The sequence below is a fragment of the Peribacillus sp. NPDC101480 genome (assembly GCF_050277335.1).
Classification (GTDB): Bacteria; Bacillota; Bacilli; order Bacillales; family DSM-1321; genus Peribacillus.
The window spans coordinates 178,868-193,857 of the sequence record NZ_JBNNSB010000004.1 but is presented as its reverse complement, the minus strand read 5'-3'; the positions used below and the strand labels follow the sequence as shown (position 1 = coordinate 193,857).

The following is a 14,990-nucleotide window of genomic DNA, read 5'->3' as shown; positions in this document are numbered from 1 at the left end:
ATCTTAAAGACTGGTGGTTTTTGTGTATTTATAAAAAAGACAAAGTATTTTAAATCAAAAATACTTTGTCCCCCAATTAATATCCTAGAATAAACGGATGAACACGGCAACTCCGGTTCGCCCGAAGTCAAGGTTCAATACTTGTATAAATCTATTTCCAAGTAAACAACGTACAGCAGCTCTGTAGGAATCACCAGTCTCTAATCTTTCAGCACAAGGAGCAGCACTTCCAATCGTTGTAGCTTGTACAATTGTACGCTGAGCTAAAGGTATTAACGTAGCTCTTTCCCAAAGAATCGTAACTACATCAACAGATCTAGAACCAGACATATAATTCACCTCTTTTCATTGTTAATATATTTAATGCAATTTCATACAGCATGGTTCGTTCTTTTGTCATGCTACACACAAAAAAAGGCGTATTTATTATATGAATATTCAAGAAAAAATCTAGCAACTTATTCAAAAGGAAACGAGCGACAAAAAGGAAATCCAGGAACACTTTGAAATCCACCAAGTCGTCGAAGCCACTGCCCGATTGTCGAGCAATAATCTGAAGCCGAGCTGCGAATGAAACTTGGCAGTACATCTGTCAAAGGACTCTTAGTCGATTTCAGCAATAGCTTCCATTTAAGGAATTAACAGGAAGTATGTATTAATGATAGAAACTGATACAATTCATTTCGATAAAGGTTTTCGCCGATTGAATTTCATAGCCCTGATGATTTAATGGAGATTGTGGAGCGGATTAGTAAGAAGGTTTAGGTAATTAGGGGTTGTGAAAGAGAATGTGACGTTATCAAGATGTTTAACTTAGTGACCGCTTTTGAAACCCAAAAACATGCGTTATTAAAGGAGTTGTGACCAGCTTAGTGACCAAAAAATGACCGCTCCTGTAACGAAATAAATAATACTAAAAAATCGGTCTGAAAGTTCGTGATTTAAGGTTTCCATTCATTTAATACAAAAAGAAGTTCCAAAAATAAATGGAACTTCTTTTTTATATGAATTTTAAGGTCGTTTGAATAAGCCAATAAATTGAAAGTAATCAGTTCGTATAAACCTATTAAATAGCTTCCGTTTTTTCGTAGCCAATTTGCTCTATGATCTTTCAAAATCTGGATGGGACGTAATCAAATAAACGGTCCAATTATCAAGCTTAACGAAAGCTTGACCCATTTCTTTATACATTTGCTCTACCGCTTTCTGCTCCCCAATCCGCTCACCATATGGAGGATTCTCACCAGATTATTTCTTTTCCAATTGCTTCTTATTTATACTATGGCTTTGGATAAACAAAAGGGAATACAAATAAGCCTCCCTCTAAGATTGGAAGAGGCTTATTCTAAGGGAATTTTATTAACTGTTTAGGCTTATTATAACTGTACTTTCTCTGGTAACACAGTGGTCACATGCGATCACAAAAAGTAGTTTTTCCTACTTTTTCTATTTTTATCCTTTTAATCTTCGGAACCTGTCTTCCGTAATGGGGATTGGGCGTTTTAATTAACTGACATTCTTGAAAGCCTTCTAATTCATAGCCACGTGATTCCCCTGTATTACTTTAAGAACATGTGGCTGTTTTTTTCATTCACATTTAAAAAAACACCATTAGGCTTTTAGCTTTTGTCCAGTAAACTGAATGACATGGCATGCCTCTTTATATCATTGGAATATCTTGAACACATCTTTCATTGCCAAATATGTTATACTATTATTAAAGAGGGTGGCTAAATTGAAAAGCAATAAGTATAATACTGGTGAAACAGTAACTATTCAGGATACTAATGAATCAGTAACCATTAATAAATGGGCATATGTAAAAAACATGAAAAGATATTCTTATACTGTTAAAGAACATCCGACTACTTTTTTCTTTGAAGAAGAATTAAAAAAAGCTTAATGACAAGTCACTAAAAACCTACTCAGTCAGAGTGGGATTTTTTTTGCTTTCATTTTATAGCACAATAAAAAACAGACTCCCATCGAGGAAGTCTGTTCATATAGGTTACGATTTAATTTTAAAATTAAGCTTTTTGAACGTTAGCAGCTTGAGCTCCACGTGCACCTTGCTCAACTTCGAAAGTTACTTTTTGACCTTCGTCTAAAGATTTGAAGCCTTCGCTTTGGATAGCTGAGAAATGTACGAATACATCGTCTCCGTTTTCGCGTTCGATAAATCCAAAACCTTTTTCTGCATTAAACCATTTAACTGTACCTTGTTCCATTGTTGTTGCCTCCTAGTGCATAACACACATTGTATTACTATTTTTAATCATTTGGAAAATAACGAGTATCCTCTTCCACAACCAAAAACAATTCTTTATTAGATTAACATGAATTGATGCAGATAGCAAATTATACAGTGATATTTTAAGTTGGCTTCACATTCTTTTTGCCTTCCTATTTTCTTTATTTATCCAATTTAATGATTCAGATAATAATTAATGGGTATATCAGAGTAATAACAAACCGTACGATTTTCACTTTAAGAATTACAACAAGGAGGTCACTCAATGAAATATTACAAAGTTTCTAATAGCGGTTTTGACATTAAGGTTATTGTAGCCTATAGCGGGTATGAGGCACTCGGATATTATTTAATGGAAATCGATGATCAACTTGGTTTTGTTGATGATATAGATGTGGAAGAAGTGGATGCTGATGAACGAGTCGAGATTTCCTATACCGGGTATCCCGTTTATAAAACACTTAAGGAGCTATATCAAGAGAAAGATTTTTGGGAAGTGCCTAATGTTGTCGTGGAAGTCGAATAATGAAGGCACCCCACATCTTTAAAAGAATTCCAATTTACCTCCCAATTAAACCGGTCATATAGTATTTGGTAATTGCCAGATATTCACGGGTATATGATTTCAATAGTGACACTTTTGGTGTCTTTGCCGGCAATCCCTTCATGTCCAAGCCTTCTCTTTTTGCTATTTCCTGCCCGGTAGATATGAAAGTCATTACTAACGATCAATCCTGAAGCTGCTGTATCTGGAATGAGTTCTTTTGAGAAAACAATATTTTCGTGAGTTGTTGTAAATTTGTCTTCCATCATGATGCGTGCTTCTTCAATTCCCTGGGCGATTAGTCCCTGTTGCATGGCTTTTGCTTCCGATATTTCTTCTCCCGGCCCTTTGCCGCCAGATACAATGGCCACTGTCTGTTTATTAGCCGATAAATACTCTGCAGCTTTATCAATCCTGTATTGTAAGGATAATGATGGCACCGAACCCTTGACCCTTGCTCCAAGAATAATGAGATAATCGGCATTTCCCGGAATTTGCTGGTGAATGGTACCTTGAATTTTCATGTGCAAAAAACCAAAATACTCCAGTACTGCAATAACGCTAATTACACAAAATTTCTTTAAAGTTTTTCCCCGTTTTTTTCTTTCCTTATATATCTTGCTTTCCCACTGACTCCCTCATAAATAAGATCGAAGAGCGGGAAATCATGAAGGACTTCCCGCTCTCCCAAAAATATTGAATTCAACAGCTTATTCTGTAACCATGTTATCATATATCAATTTTCCAATTTTACTGATTACTTGACGGCTTTCTTCCTCTGATTTCATATCTTCAGTAAGAACTGCAGCATAAACAGTTTGTGTTTCTGACCGAATGATTGCGCAATCATGGGCAACTCCTCGAATTCCGCCCGTTTTGCTTGCGACCTTGACCCCTCTGCCCATCAGTGATGGAAGTTTATCCCTTAATTGCTGATTGTCAAGTACACGCAAGATTCTTTCCTGGCTTTCTTTCGTTAGAAAGTTGCCTGTATGTATGGCTTTTAAGCAGGTGATCGTATCTTCCGCCGATATGGTATTGTCGCGCCCTTCTTTTAGTGCCTTAAAATCCTGCATTTTTCGTTCGAGGACAGTATTTTTCAAACCAAGTTCCTTGATGCATTGATTGATTTCCTCAAAGCCTAGCAGGTTCATCATCATATTCGTGGATGTATTGTCGGAAACGGTTATCATCAATGTCAATAAATCCTCTACGGTTAAAAATACCTTGTTCGATAAGACATGCAGCACCCCGGATCCCCCAGTCACTTCATTAGGCGGGATGGTCACTGGTTGGTTCAAATAGATTTTCTTTTGTTCACTTTGACGATAACCTTCGATGATCATTGGTATTTTGATTAAACTCGCTGATTGAAAGGATTCATTCTCATGATATCCAATCGTGTCCCCAAGACCATTTTCAATTTTATATGCGATTCTCCCATTAAATGTTTCAACTAATGCCAAGATATCATGTTCTATAGTCTGTAAGGTCATCTATCCCTGTTCCTCCCTTATATATCATATAATCCCTATAAAAATCCTTATACCCTAACTTATTCTACCATGTTAAAAGCAGTACAATCTTCTTATAAATTCCAAATCGAATGATTTTTTGTATAAAAAAAGAGCCTTCATATCGAAAGCTCCGAGTTTATTGACAAAAGGGGGTCCGTCTGAATTTTTAAACTAGTTGATTGGAACGGAGGGTGCGAGACTCCTGCGGGAAAAGCGCGTCCAAGGGAGACCCCACAGGCGCCAAGAGCGCCGAGGAGGCTCCCGGACCGCCCGAGGAAAGCGAGTGCCTGGAGAGGAAATCAACGATCATATTTTACACTCCCTCAAAAAAACGTAGGCAATCTTATTATTATCGATTTTGTCTACAGTTTAAGAGCCTTCATATCGAAAGCTCCCTCAATAACCATTATTCATCTGGCATTAACTGCCCGGCTCTTCGCTAATGGGAATCGTTTCTTCTCGGTTGTATCCACCTGTGTGATTTTACCATCATGTACGGTTATTAAAACTGATCCATATTGCAGATCTTCCAAGCTTGAAATGATATGCCTGATTTTCATTTCTTCTTTCTTTTCCATAATATCTCTCCCCTTCACTACTGGTAATAAAGCTTCGTTTCATGCCTAATGTTAAAAGTGATCCCATGAAAAACGCAGGTGCTTCCCACTTTCAATGTTTTCTTGAGGAACTTGGTTTACCTATCATATCCTCATCACTTTACTTTCCGAATAAGAATAACCAGTTAATAGGAACTCCATATTCCCCTCCCTTCACTATAAAAAATAAAAGGCACCCGCCATCTAACAGATTAGATGTAAGGGTGCCTTTAGTTGACTAATCGGCAATATTCGGGAGTTGCTTATGTTATAGAAAAATAAAATTCAAGCAACAAACCATATTATTCTTACCAATTAACTTGGTATTTACTAATATAATCCAATTTTCTCCTATTGTCAATAATACTTTTAAATTTTCTGATTAGTCTGCGTTTTACATTTTACTTATTTACCACTTTACCAAACTAAACTATTTGAGATATACTATTTTAGTATAAGTTGTCGGTATAAACACACACTTTGTATATAAGAAAGGTTCGATATAAATGGTAAATAAAAAATGGGGTTTATTGATTTTGACCACTTTCGTAATTGGAAATATGGTCGGCGGCGGAATTTTCATGCTCCCTGCTCAATTAGCACAGGTATCCAGTCCATTAGGGGCCACATTGGCATGGATTGTTACTGGACTGGGAGTTTTTCTAATAGCTTTGGTGTTTGGTAACCTGGCAGTCCGAAAACCGGATTTGAAGGCTGGACCACAAAGTTATGCTCAATCATTATTTAAATCTCCTGCTAAAGGAAGGGTTTCAGGGTATAGCATGGCTTGGGGCTATTGGGCTGCGAATTGGGCTGCGACAGCTTCTGTCATCATTTCATTTGCTGGTTACCTATCAACGTTTTTCCCGGTGATGCATAGTACGAAAGTGATTTATACTGCAGGTTCGTTTCAACTTGAACTAGGTAAAGCATTAACGTTTGCGGTATGTTCCATTGCCCTTTGGGGGATTCAGGCAATCTTGGTAAGAAGTTTTAACAGTGCTGGGAAAATGAATCTTTTTGCTACAGTTACCAAAGTGCTTGGATTCTTATTTTTCATCATTATCACGATATTCATCTTCGATACTTCCAATCTAGGAAACGGAGCTGAATTTTATGATAAGGCAGGTTCAGCCGTCTCTTTAGGTGATCAAGTGAATGCTGCTGCAATTTCAACATTATGGGCCTTCATCGGTATCGAAGCTGCCGTCATGCTTTCAAACCGTGCCAAGTCACAAAATGATGTAAAGAAAGCGACGATTTTTGGTTTACTCATCGCTGTTGCCATTTATATCGGCATTACTTTATTGACGATGGGTGCCATATCACAAGACGAGTTGAAAATATCACAAAAACCGCTTGTTGACGCACTACAAGCAGTAGTTGGTTCAAGCGGCACGTATTTAATGGCTGCTCTTGCCGTCATTTCCTTATTGGGATCGACAATCGGATGGATTGTCGTTGCCTCAGAAGTTCCTTACCAGGCAGCGAAATCGGATTTGTTTCCAGCTTACTTTGCGAAAGCGAACAAAAATGGCACACCCGTCCGTTCTATGACAATAACAAATATCATGACACAGATATTCTTATTCTCCACTATTTCGGGTACGATTTTGGAGGCTTATAAATTTTCGATGATCGTCGCTACACTCGCTTACTTGATCCCGTATCTTGCATCCGTTTTGTATCAATTGAAACTGGTCATGACTGGGGAAACCTATGACATCATGAAAGGCTCAAGGGTACGTGATGGAATTATCACCATCCTGGCTTTAATCTACTCGATCTGGGTCATCAAGACAGGTACAGCCGATATGAATACATTCATACTTGGCATTGCCTTATATGTATTCGGAATCGTCCTATACCCACTCTGGATGAGAAAAAAAGCATAACCTTAAACACCTTGGCATTAATAAGTGCCAAGGTGTTTTTTTATATATCCTTTATTGCCAATCTAGTTCTCAGCTGAACCGTATCACCTGATTTTAGCTCCCTCAATCCAGTCAATTTTGCTGACAAATCCAAATTAGGAGCATTCGTTACCCATGTATATGGTTCAGGACAGGCGAACCCCTCCTGGTTGAATAATACCCAAAACTTAAAGTGTTGATCAGCATGATAGATGACCTGTATGCCTGCCTCTTGGTCAGTGAGAATGCACTCGTTCTCGAGGGCTCTTTCCTCATCATAGCCAAATAGGTCATCAAACAGCCGGCCCTCCAAGCTAAAGCCGTTTTGGATTTCCAGTGTATCGGCCGTTTCATGAATTGCACCAGTGGGCAATGACCTTTCATTCAACTCCCAATGTTTATTGACGGGAAGGGATATTCTGCAATCCTCTAATTTCCCCCCTGGTCCAAATGGAAAATTGAATACTGTATGATAACCTGCCCCCCACGGAAAGGGATCATTGCCCTTGTTGGTGATTTCCAATTGTATATCCAATGATTCATCCCTTAAAATTAAAGACATATTCACAGTGATATCTTGTGGAAAGCTATCTTTTAAATCAAACTCACTGCTTGAAAATTCAGTATTAATGACAATTTCTTTCCCGTTCACTTCCTTTTTGCAGACTTTCCAAGGCTTGTCATGTAAAAAACCATGTATATGATTAAATTTTTCCGTTTCATTGACCGGAAACCTATACACAATCCCCTTATATGTAAATTGACCAGCTTCAATTCGATTAGGAGGAAACAAGATAGGCATTCCGTATAAAATGGGAGCCTTTTTATACTCTTCCAGACTAACCGGAGTTCGCAGCACCTCAATATCCTTTTGCTTGTACTTAAACGAAAGCAGATTGCTTCCTAAAGATGGCGCAAGTATCGCTTCCACTTTTTCATTGCCGAACTTTATGGCCTTTTCATTTAAAAAAGTGATATCTTCCATGTAACCTGTCACTTATTCTCCTCCTTTGACTTGAACATATATCCATCCTACTTCCGCAGACCATTTTTTGCAACAAATGGAAAATATAATTCATTATAATCTATCTGTGTTTAAAATATGTGTTGGCAATCTAGCATTATGCTTTGTTTGCTTTACTATTTTTCTATTTCTCTATTATCTTTTTCCCTCACATCGATCAAGTTGTACCTTATTAAATAAAAAAAGGATGCCGTTACGGCATCCTTTTTTTATTTATCTATTACTTTCACTTACTAAAGCCACTATGCCTTCTTCATCATCCAAAACAAGTTCAATACCCGAGTATGGATCTTTATTCATATATTCATCCAGCCATAAGCGAAGCGCTTCTATCAAGTTGATGGTAATTAACACTTGTTTTCGGCCATCGACAAACGCTTCCGCCGAAAAGCCATAATCATCATCATACATTAACTCCACTTCCACCTCATTGGGCTGTACCTGCTTTTTACGGGCAATGTAAACACAAACCGCATTGATGATATCTTGTTCGGATATCTTTAGCCTCTCCATGGGTTTGTATCCTCTTTCTTCTTCTTATCTTTGAAATACGTGAATATTTTACGGATTACAACGATTAATACCACAACCGCCAACACGTTGATTAATAGACCAAGTATAGAACCAAGCATTCCCATATTGGCGAATAGGCTTCCAAAAAGTAAACCTGCCAATCCACCTAGCATAATTCCTTTCATTAAGCCGCCTTTTGTGAATGTGTTTCCACTCTTAGCTTTATTAGTAGTAGTAGCATCTGACTTCTTCGTTTCTTTATTTTGGAAATTCGAATTATTATTGTTGTTGCTGTTAAAGCTTCTTTTTCCTGACTTGTAACCCCTTGCATCGACTGATTCCGTATGATCCTGGAATACATAAGTGCCGACTGGCGAGAATGCTAGTGTAATTGTAAGTAATGCAGCCATAAATTTTTTCATCATGTTTTTTTGCCTCCGTTTATAGTATGGAATGATGTTTCTTTATATGTTTTCCCAGAGTTACTGAAGTCCACATCACCTATCCTTATTTTATCTTATAGTATTTACGTTGAATTTCAAAATAAGTTTCATTTTTTTCGTTTTTTTTTCAAAAAAAATAAGCAGGGGCATTTTCTCCCCTGCTTATTATAGAACTATTAGTTTACACGAACGACACGGCCGTTGAATACACCTGCCCAATATCCGCTTTCCATACTGGCGATTGCAACACCTGTTGAACTTTGGGAACCGATAAATTTGCCGCCGCCGACATAAATACCGACATGTCCATCAGTTTTATAGGTATTGAAGAACACTAAATCTCCAGGTTGTATTTGACTCTTAGATACTTGACGTCCTGCACCTTTCAATGCATCCGTACTTGCTGGAAGGTTCACACCAGCTTGTTTATAAGCCCATGCAACGAATCCTGAACAATCGAAAAGACCGTTAGCAATATCGGATGCCGTTCTTCCGCCACCAAATTTATATGTGGAGTTACCGATATATTTATAACCTGCTGTAATGGCAGAGCCTGTATTTGCACTGCTTGGTTTGCTTGATGTTTCAGTTTTACTGGCTGCAGGTTTTGCAGCAGAACTGTTTTCAGATGAATTTGAAGATGATTCACCTTTAGATGAGCTTTTTGCCGAAACTTCGCCTTTAGAAGAACTTGTTGATTCTTCCCTAGAAGAGCTTGATGATCCTTCACTGGAAGAATTTGAAGAACTCACTTCTTCAGCAGCACGGTCAAGATCTGCTTTCTCTGCTGCTTTACGTTCTTCCTCTTTTTTGATATTTTCACGGATGGATGCTATTTGTGCTTCTAAACCGGCATCTTTATTCTCTAAAGATTGTTTTAGTGCTTCTGTTTCCGATTCCTTCTTTACAATCTTAGCCTTCATGTTGACAGTTTCAGCTTTTTGATCTTTAATTTGGGATTGCATGCCTTTAAGCTCTACTTCCATATCCTTAAGGCTTTGCAATTTTTTCTCAACGGTCGCTTGTTTTTTCTCTAAGTCAGCTTTATCCGCTTCCTGCTCGCTAAGAATCTGTTGGTCAGCTTCCACGATAGTGGCTACCGCTCCAACACGATTAACGAATTCACCAAAGCTTTTAGAGCCTAAAACAACTTCTAGGTACTCAACGTCCCCGCCGCTCTCTTGGAATGAAAGCGCGCGCTCTTTCAAGACTTCCTCGCGTTTTGCGATTCTTTCTTCCAACGCTTTAATTTCTTTCTTTAAAGATTCTATGTCTTTTTCGGTGTCTTTAATTTCTTGTTTAGTATCTTTGATTTTTTGATCATTTTCTTTCATTGCCGATTCGATCTGGGCAATTTGGGAATTCATTTTCGATTGTTCTTTTTTCAATTGTTGAATAACTTGTTCTGCCTCTGAAATATCTGATTGTATTCCTGTGCGTTGCGATTGAATATCCGTGATAGATTCAGCTTTTACAGACGGTATGGCAAAAGCGCTTCCTAATCCAAGCATAATTGTCGTGTTCAATACGATAAGTTTTTTCTTCAAACTCATTTCCCCTGCTTTCCTCCCCTTGCATTTCCATCGACCCACTTCTTTTTCTCTATGAAAAATGATTAGTCAAAATAAATTGCTGGGAACTCTTCTCTATTTTTTTTACTCTTTATGTAATCTTCTAAGGTTGAGATAATATTAAATACATTTCTTAAACTCTACTATGTTTTCACCTAAGTCGTAGTATATCATCAGATTTTGTCAAATGCGTAATAACAATATTACAATTATATTTCAATTTTAACATTAAACATAAAAATTCGACTTTTCCACGAGATAAAACATCCAATATCTTACATAATCACCTTCGTATTCTGATGCAAGACTTTCTATCTAGTGTTTAGCACCAAGGGACCATAGACTATTGGCAGGCAAAAACTCACCAACTGTGAATGCACGGTAGCCCTTTTGGAACAGATTGCAGCTCATTTACCCTTCATACGGGAAGGGCTGCTAGCATTCACCAAAAAAAACCGCTCATCAGCGGTTTTTCCGTCAAGATTCGACCCATCCTTAAATTCCAGCCATAAAGTCGACAAATACTTTCAATTCTTTCGGTCGGACGAATACCCTTTCTCCTTTGCTTATTTCCAGATTCATATATTGTTCTTTCGTCAGTTCGATTTCCAGCGGTTCGTTTGTATCCTGACGAATGACTTCTATCCGGACGATGGGGCCAATTGTATGAATGTGGTCAATTATGGATGCGATCGAATCCTTTTCCGTTGGTTCTCTTTCCATGATAAAGTTATGCGCCCTTACATAACCAGTTCCCGCTCCATCTTCACTGTCCGGGGCATTCATTTCCACATTCCCAGTTACCAATTTCCCTTGGTGAACGTTGCCCTTGAAAAGATTGACACTGCCAAGAAAATCATAAACGAATGGATTTTCCGGGTGATCATAAACTTCTTCGGGAGTTCCAATCTGTTCAATTTTCCCTTCATTCATGATAACGACTCGATCAGCAACATCCATCGCCTCTTCCTGATCATGCGTCACGAATACACTTGTAACATTGAATTCATCATGAAGTCTTCTTAGCCAACGCCGAAGTTCTTTGCGAACCTTGGCATCCAATGCCCCGAATGGTTCATCAAGCAAGAGGATATTCGGTTCAACGGCAAGTGCCCTTGCCAAAGCGACACGCTGGCGCTGGCCGCCTGATAATTGCGATGGATAACGATCTTTATATCCTTCCAGCTTGACGAGTTGAAGCAATTCGGTAACCTTTTGTGCAATAACTTCTTTACTCGGCCTTATTTTTCTAGGTCGGACCTTTAATCCATAGGCAATATTATCAAAAATGGTCATATTGCGAAAAAGGGCATAATGCTGAAAGACGAAACCCACATTTCGATCTTTTACATGTTTATGCGTGTAATTCTCTTCATTAAAAAGGATCTTTCCGTTCTCAGCCTGTTCAAGACCCGCGATGATACGCAGTAATGACGTTTTTCCCGATCCTGAAGGGCCAAGCAGGGCTACAAGTTCACCGCTCTTTATTTCCAGATCGATGTTCCGGAGTGCTTGATAGGACCCGTAATATTTTGTAACATTTTCAATGATGATACTCATTTCATTCCTCCTATCTCGCTTTGGTTGATTTAAAGTCAGTTTTCCACTCTATGAAGCTCTTAATGATCAAGGTTATGATTGCAAAAATGGACATCAGGGATGCAACGGCAAAAGCGGCCGAAAATTGATATTCATTGTATAAGATTTCAATATGTAGCGGCATCGTATTGGTCATGCCACGTATATGGCCCGATACGACCGATACAGCTCCAAACTCCCCGATTATCCTTGCATTGCAAAGGATGACCCCATATAGAAGTCCCCATTTTATATTGGGAAGCGTCACATACCAAAATGTCTTAAACCCTCCCGCACCCAGCGTGAGTGATGCCTCTTCTTCAGACGTCCCCTGGTTTTGCATGAGCGGGATCAATTCGCGCGCAATGAATGGGAAGGTAATGAAAATGGAGGCAATGACAATCCCTGGTATTGAAAAGATCACTTTAATGTCAAGAGATTGCAGCAGTGGACCAAGTGTTCCATGCAAGCCGAACAGAAGGACAAAAATCAACCCGGCAATGACGGGTGAAACGGAAAAAGGCAAATCTATCAATGTTATTAAGAAGTTTTTTCCCTTGAAATCATATTTTGTTATGGTCCAAGCGGCAACCACTCCAAATATGGCATTGAGTGGCAAGGTGATGAGGACAACGATCAATGTTAACTTAATCGCAGCCACGGCATCAGGGTGGACAATGGCCGCAAAATAAGCTTCGGCACCTTTTTCAAAGGCTTTTACAAAGATCGCGATTAATGGGACGACTAAAAACAAAGTGAGAAATAGCAATACAATGGATATGAGGATCCACTGTATGGATTTAGGCTCTTTAGTTGCGTTTCTCGTAGTAATGACTGGGTGATTCGCTTTTGCAACAACTGAATTATCCTGTTCCATCATATCCCTCCTACTTCCCTGAATATCTTTTGCTGGTCCACCATTGTAAGACATTGATGGTGAATAAGATTATAAATGTAATAATGAGCATGACGGCTGCAACAGCTGTTGCACCTTCATAATCATACTGTTCAAGCTTTGTCATGATGATCAGCGGGGAAATCTCCGTTTTAAACGGCATATTTCCGGCAATGAAGACAACTGACCCATACTCTCCAAGTGCCCTCGCAAAAGAAAGTGCAAAACCCGTCAATATCGCTGGAATCAATTCCGGGAAGATAATTTTAATGAATGTCTGCATTCGATTCGCCCCTAAAGAGGCAGATGCTTCCTCCATCCCTTTTTCGATATTTTCAAGCACCGGTTGAACCATCCGCACCACGAATGGAAGACCGATAAATATTAGGGCGATGATGATCCCTGCGGGAGTGAAAGCGACCTTAAAGCTGAAAAATTGCCCGATCCATCCGTTCGGTGAATACAAGGTGGTCAACGTAATCCCTGCCACGGCAGTCGGGAGGGCAAAAGGCAAATCAACCAGTCCATCGATGATCCGTTTGCCGGGAAACTCATAACGAGTAAGCACCCAGGCAATTAACACACCAAAAACTGCGTTCACAAAGGCCGCAGTTAACGCTGTCATGAAACTCAATTTATAAGAAGCGAGAACCCTTGGTTCAGTTATGGTCGCCCAAAAATCCTGGAACCCCATTGAAAATGTGTTTAGAAAAACCATCGATAACGGGATCAAAACGATGATGGAGAGATACAGCAGCGTAAAACCCATCGTCAATCCAAAACCGGGTATGGTCCTCTTTTTCGTCTGTTTACCTTCAGTCACTATATTCATCGCTTCGCCTCAACCCTTTTTCTGATTTATGAAGGAGAAGATGTTAAAGCCATCTTCTCCTTCATGCTTATTGCTGTTGATAAATCTCGTCAAATGTGCCACCATCATTAAAATGTGTTTCCTGGGCTTTTTTCCAGCCGCCAAATGTATCATCAACAGTCACCATATCGATATTGGCAAATTGATCTTCATATTCGGCAAGAACCTTCTCATCCCTCGGACGATAGAAATTTTTCGCGGCAATTTCCTGACCGGCATCCGTATAGAGGTATTCCAGGTAAGCTTCTGCCACTTCCTTTGTTCCTTTTTTCTCGACCACTTCATCGACAACAGCTACCGGTGGCTCTGCTAATATACTGATTGAAGGATTGACGATTTCATATTTGTCATCACCGAATTCTTCCAGGGTTAAATAGGCTTCATTCTCCCAAGCGATTAATACGTCACCAATTCCCCTTTCCACAAAAGTGGTCGTTGCACCGCGTGCCCCTGAATCCAGGACTTCAACATTCTGATAAAGTTTTTTCATGAAATCCTTCACTTTTGTTTCGTCATTATCGAAATTTTTCTCCGCATAAGCCCAGGCAGCCAGGTAATTCCACCTTGCCCCTCCGCTTGTCTTTGGATTTGGAGTAATGACGGATACATCCTTTTTAATCAGATCATCCCAATCTTTAATGCCTTTAGGATTATCCTTTTTTACCAAAAACACAATGGTTGATGTGTATGGTGTCGAGTTCTCCGGTAAACGTTTTTGCCAGTCCTTCGCTAACAAATTACTAGCTTCATAAATGGCATCAATATCATAAGCCAATGCCAATGTAACGACATCCGCCTCCAATCCATCAATAACTGCCCTGCCCTGTTTACCAGATCCGCCATGTGATTGCTGAATCGTTACATCCTGACCGGATTCTTCTTTCCAGTGCTTCACGAACGCTTCATTGAATTCCTGGTACAATTCCCTTGTCGGATCATATGATACATTCAAAAGCTCGACTGACTTTGATGTCCCGCCGCCTTCCGTTTTTTCCGAGTTGCATCCCGCAAGTACACCGAATGCTAAAATCAAACTTATTAATAACATTACCTTTTTCATGAGCTTCCCCCTTTTTTACAACAAAAAAGGCATGCTATTTCCCTTTCAATTATTCAGGAGATAGTATGCCTTCAGTTCTCTGATCAGCAAGTATTTTTTTGTATATCATTACCATAAAGCAAAGTTAACCCAGTTGTCAACTAGGTATTGCGTGTCCTATCATTTAAATTCATTCACATTTTGCAAGTTTAAGAATTCCATCACATGAAAAGGG

15 protein-coding genes and 2 pseudogenes are annotated in these 14,990 nt (G+C 39.1%); 3 read left to right on the top strand and 14 right to left on the bottom strand.

The annotated features are described in order from the left end of the window. Positions 1-84: 84 nt before the first annotated feature. Together ACQKMF_RS15250 and ACQKMF_RS15245 are read right to left on the bottom strand one after the other, a co-directional pair. Entirely contained in the window at positions 85-330 is a 246-nt protein-coding gene (locus ACQKMF_RS15250) for a hypothetical protein (protein ID WP_402941526.1), read from the bottom strand. Positions 331-1,011: 681 nt separating this feature from the next. Next, positions 1,012-1,239, bottom strand: a pseudogene (locus tag ACQKMF_RS15245) (class I SAM-dependent RNA methyltransferase); the annotation flags it as partial. A gap of 496 nt (positions 1,240-1,735) precedes the next feature. Here ACQKMF_RS15245 and ACQKMF_RS15240 point away from each other — a divergent pair. Beyond that, a complete protein-coding gene (locus tag ACQKMF_RS15240; RefSeq protein ID WP_164855016.1) occupies positions 1,736-1,903 on the top strand; it encodes a hypothetical protein in 168 nt (55 codons plus the stop codon). A gap of 124 nt (positions 1,904-2,027) precedes the next feature. On the opposite strand, the gene cspC is transcribed toward ACQKMF_RS15240, so the two are convergent. Beyond that, positions 2,028-2,228 carry a cold shock protein CspC gene (cspC, locus tag ACQKMF_RS15235; protein ID WP_034314312.1) on the bottom strand — a complete coding sequence of 67 codons (201 nt, stop codon included), beginning with the start codon at positions 2,226-2,228 and terminating at the stop codon, positions 2,028-2,030. A gap of 288 nt (positions 2,229-2,516) precedes the next feature. Between cspC and ACQKMF_RS15230 the strand changes: the two genes are divergently transcribed. Continuing rightward, positions 2,517-2,777 carry a hypothetical protein gene (locus ACQKMF_RS15230; RefSeq protein ID WP_402941524.1) on the top strand — a complete coding sequence of 87 codons (261 nt, stop codon included), beginning with the start codon at positions 2,517-2,519 and terminating at the stop codon, positions 2,775-2,777. A 34-nt stretch (positions 2,778-2,811) separates the two neighbouring features. On the opposite strand, the pseudogene ACQKMF_RS15225 reads toward ACQKMF_RS15230, so the two are convergent. The 3 genes and pseudogenes from ACQKMF_RS15225 to ACQKMF_RS15215 all read right to left on the bottom strand — a co-directional run bounded on the left by ACQKMF_RS15225 (position 2,812) and on the right by ACQKMF_RS15215 (position 4,890). Beyond that, positions 2,812-3,319 (bottom strand): annotated as a pseudogene (locus ACQKMF_RS15225) (YdcF family protein). Between the two features lie 186 nt (positions 3,320-3,505). After that, on the bottom strand, positions 3,506-4,291 hold the full coding sequence (locus tag ACQKMF_RS15220; RefSeq protein ID WP_402941521.1) for a serine hydrolase: 786 nt from the start codon (positions 4,289-4,291) through the stop codon (positions 3,506-3,508). A 431-nt stretch (positions 4,292-4,722) separates the two neighbouring features. Next, positions 4,723-4,890 (bottom strand): YezD family protein, encoded by a 168-nt coding sequence (locus tag ACQKMF_RS15215; RefSeq protein ID WP_101224050.1) that lies wholly within the window; start codon positions 4,888-4,890, stop codon positions 4,723-4,725. A 524-nt stretch (positions 4,891-5,414) separates the two neighbouring features. On the opposite strand from ACQKMF_RS15215, the gene ACQKMF_RS15210 reads away from it, so the two are divergent. Beyond that, a complete protein-coding gene (locus ACQKMF_RS15210) occupies positions 5,415-6,803 on the top strand; it encodes an amino acid permease (RefSeq protein ID WP_101224051.1) in 1,389 nt (462 codons plus the stop codon). 40 nt (positions 6,804-6,843) lie between these two features. On the opposite strand, the gene ACQKMF_RS15205 is transcribed toward ACQKMF_RS15210, so the two are convergent. From ACQKMF_RS15205 to ACQKMF_RS15170, 8 genes are all read right to left on the bottom strand, one after another. After that, positions 6,844-7,818, bottom strand: coding sequence for an aldose 1-epimerase (locus tag ACQKMF_RS15205; protein WP_402941517.1), 975 nt, complete (start codon positions 7,816-7,818; stop codon positions 6,844-6,846). A 240-nt stretch (positions 7,819-8,058) separates the two neighbouring features. After that, on the bottom strand, positions 8,059-8,358 hold the full coding sequence (locus ACQKMF_RS15200; RefSeq protein ID WP_076366987.1) for a YxcD family protein: 300 nt from the start codon (positions 8,356-8,358) through the stop codon (positions 8,059-8,061). After that, the gene (locus ACQKMF_RS15195; protein WP_101224426.1) at positions 8,346-8,780 is read right to left on the bottom strand and encodes a hypothetical protein; all 435 of its coding nucleotides are present in this window, start codon (positions 8,778-8,780) and stop codon (positions 8,346-8,348) included. Before ACQKMF_RS15195 ends, ACQKMF_RS15200 begins: the two co-directional genes overlap by 13 nt. Before the next feature lie 197 nt (positions 8,781-8,977). After that, positions 8,978-10,354 (bottom strand): PcsB-like coiled-coil domain-containing protein, encoded by a 1,377-nt coding sequence (locus tag ACQKMF_RS15190; protein WP_402941514.1) that lies wholly within the window; start codon positions 10,352-10,354, stop codon positions 8,978-8,980. A gap of 513 nt (positions 10,355-10,867) precedes the next feature. Continuing rightward, a complete protein-coding gene (locus ACQKMF_RS15185; protein ID WP_101224053.1) occupies positions 10,868-11,932 on the bottom strand; it encodes a sulfate/molybdate ABC transporter ATP-binding protein in 1,065 nt (354 codons plus the stop codon). A 10-nt stretch (positions 11,933-11,942) separates the two neighbouring features. Continuing rightward, positions 11,943-12,827: a sulfate ABC transporter permease subunit CysW gene (gene cysW, locus ACQKMF_RS15180; RefSeq protein WP_101224054.1), complete on the bottom strand. Its 885-nt coding sequence runs from the start codon at positions 12,825-12,827 to the stop codon at positions 11,943-11,945. A 10-nt stretch (positions 12,828-12,837) separates the two neighbouring features. Continuing rightward, entirely contained in the window at positions 12,838-13,677 is an 840-nt protein-coding gene (gene cysT / locus ACQKMF_RS15175; RefSeq protein ID WP_402941509.1) for a sulfate ABC transporter permease subunit CysT, read from the bottom strand. 67 nt (positions 13,678-13,744) lie between these two features. Beyond that, the gene (locus tag ACQKMF_RS15170) at positions 13,745-14,776 is read right to left on the bottom strand and encodes a sulfate ABC transporter substrate-binding protein (RefSeq protein WP_101224056.1); all 1,032 of its coding nucleotides are present in this window, start codon (positions 14,774-14,776) and stop codon (positions 13,745-13,747) included. Positions 14,777-14,990: the final 214 nt, after the last annotated feature.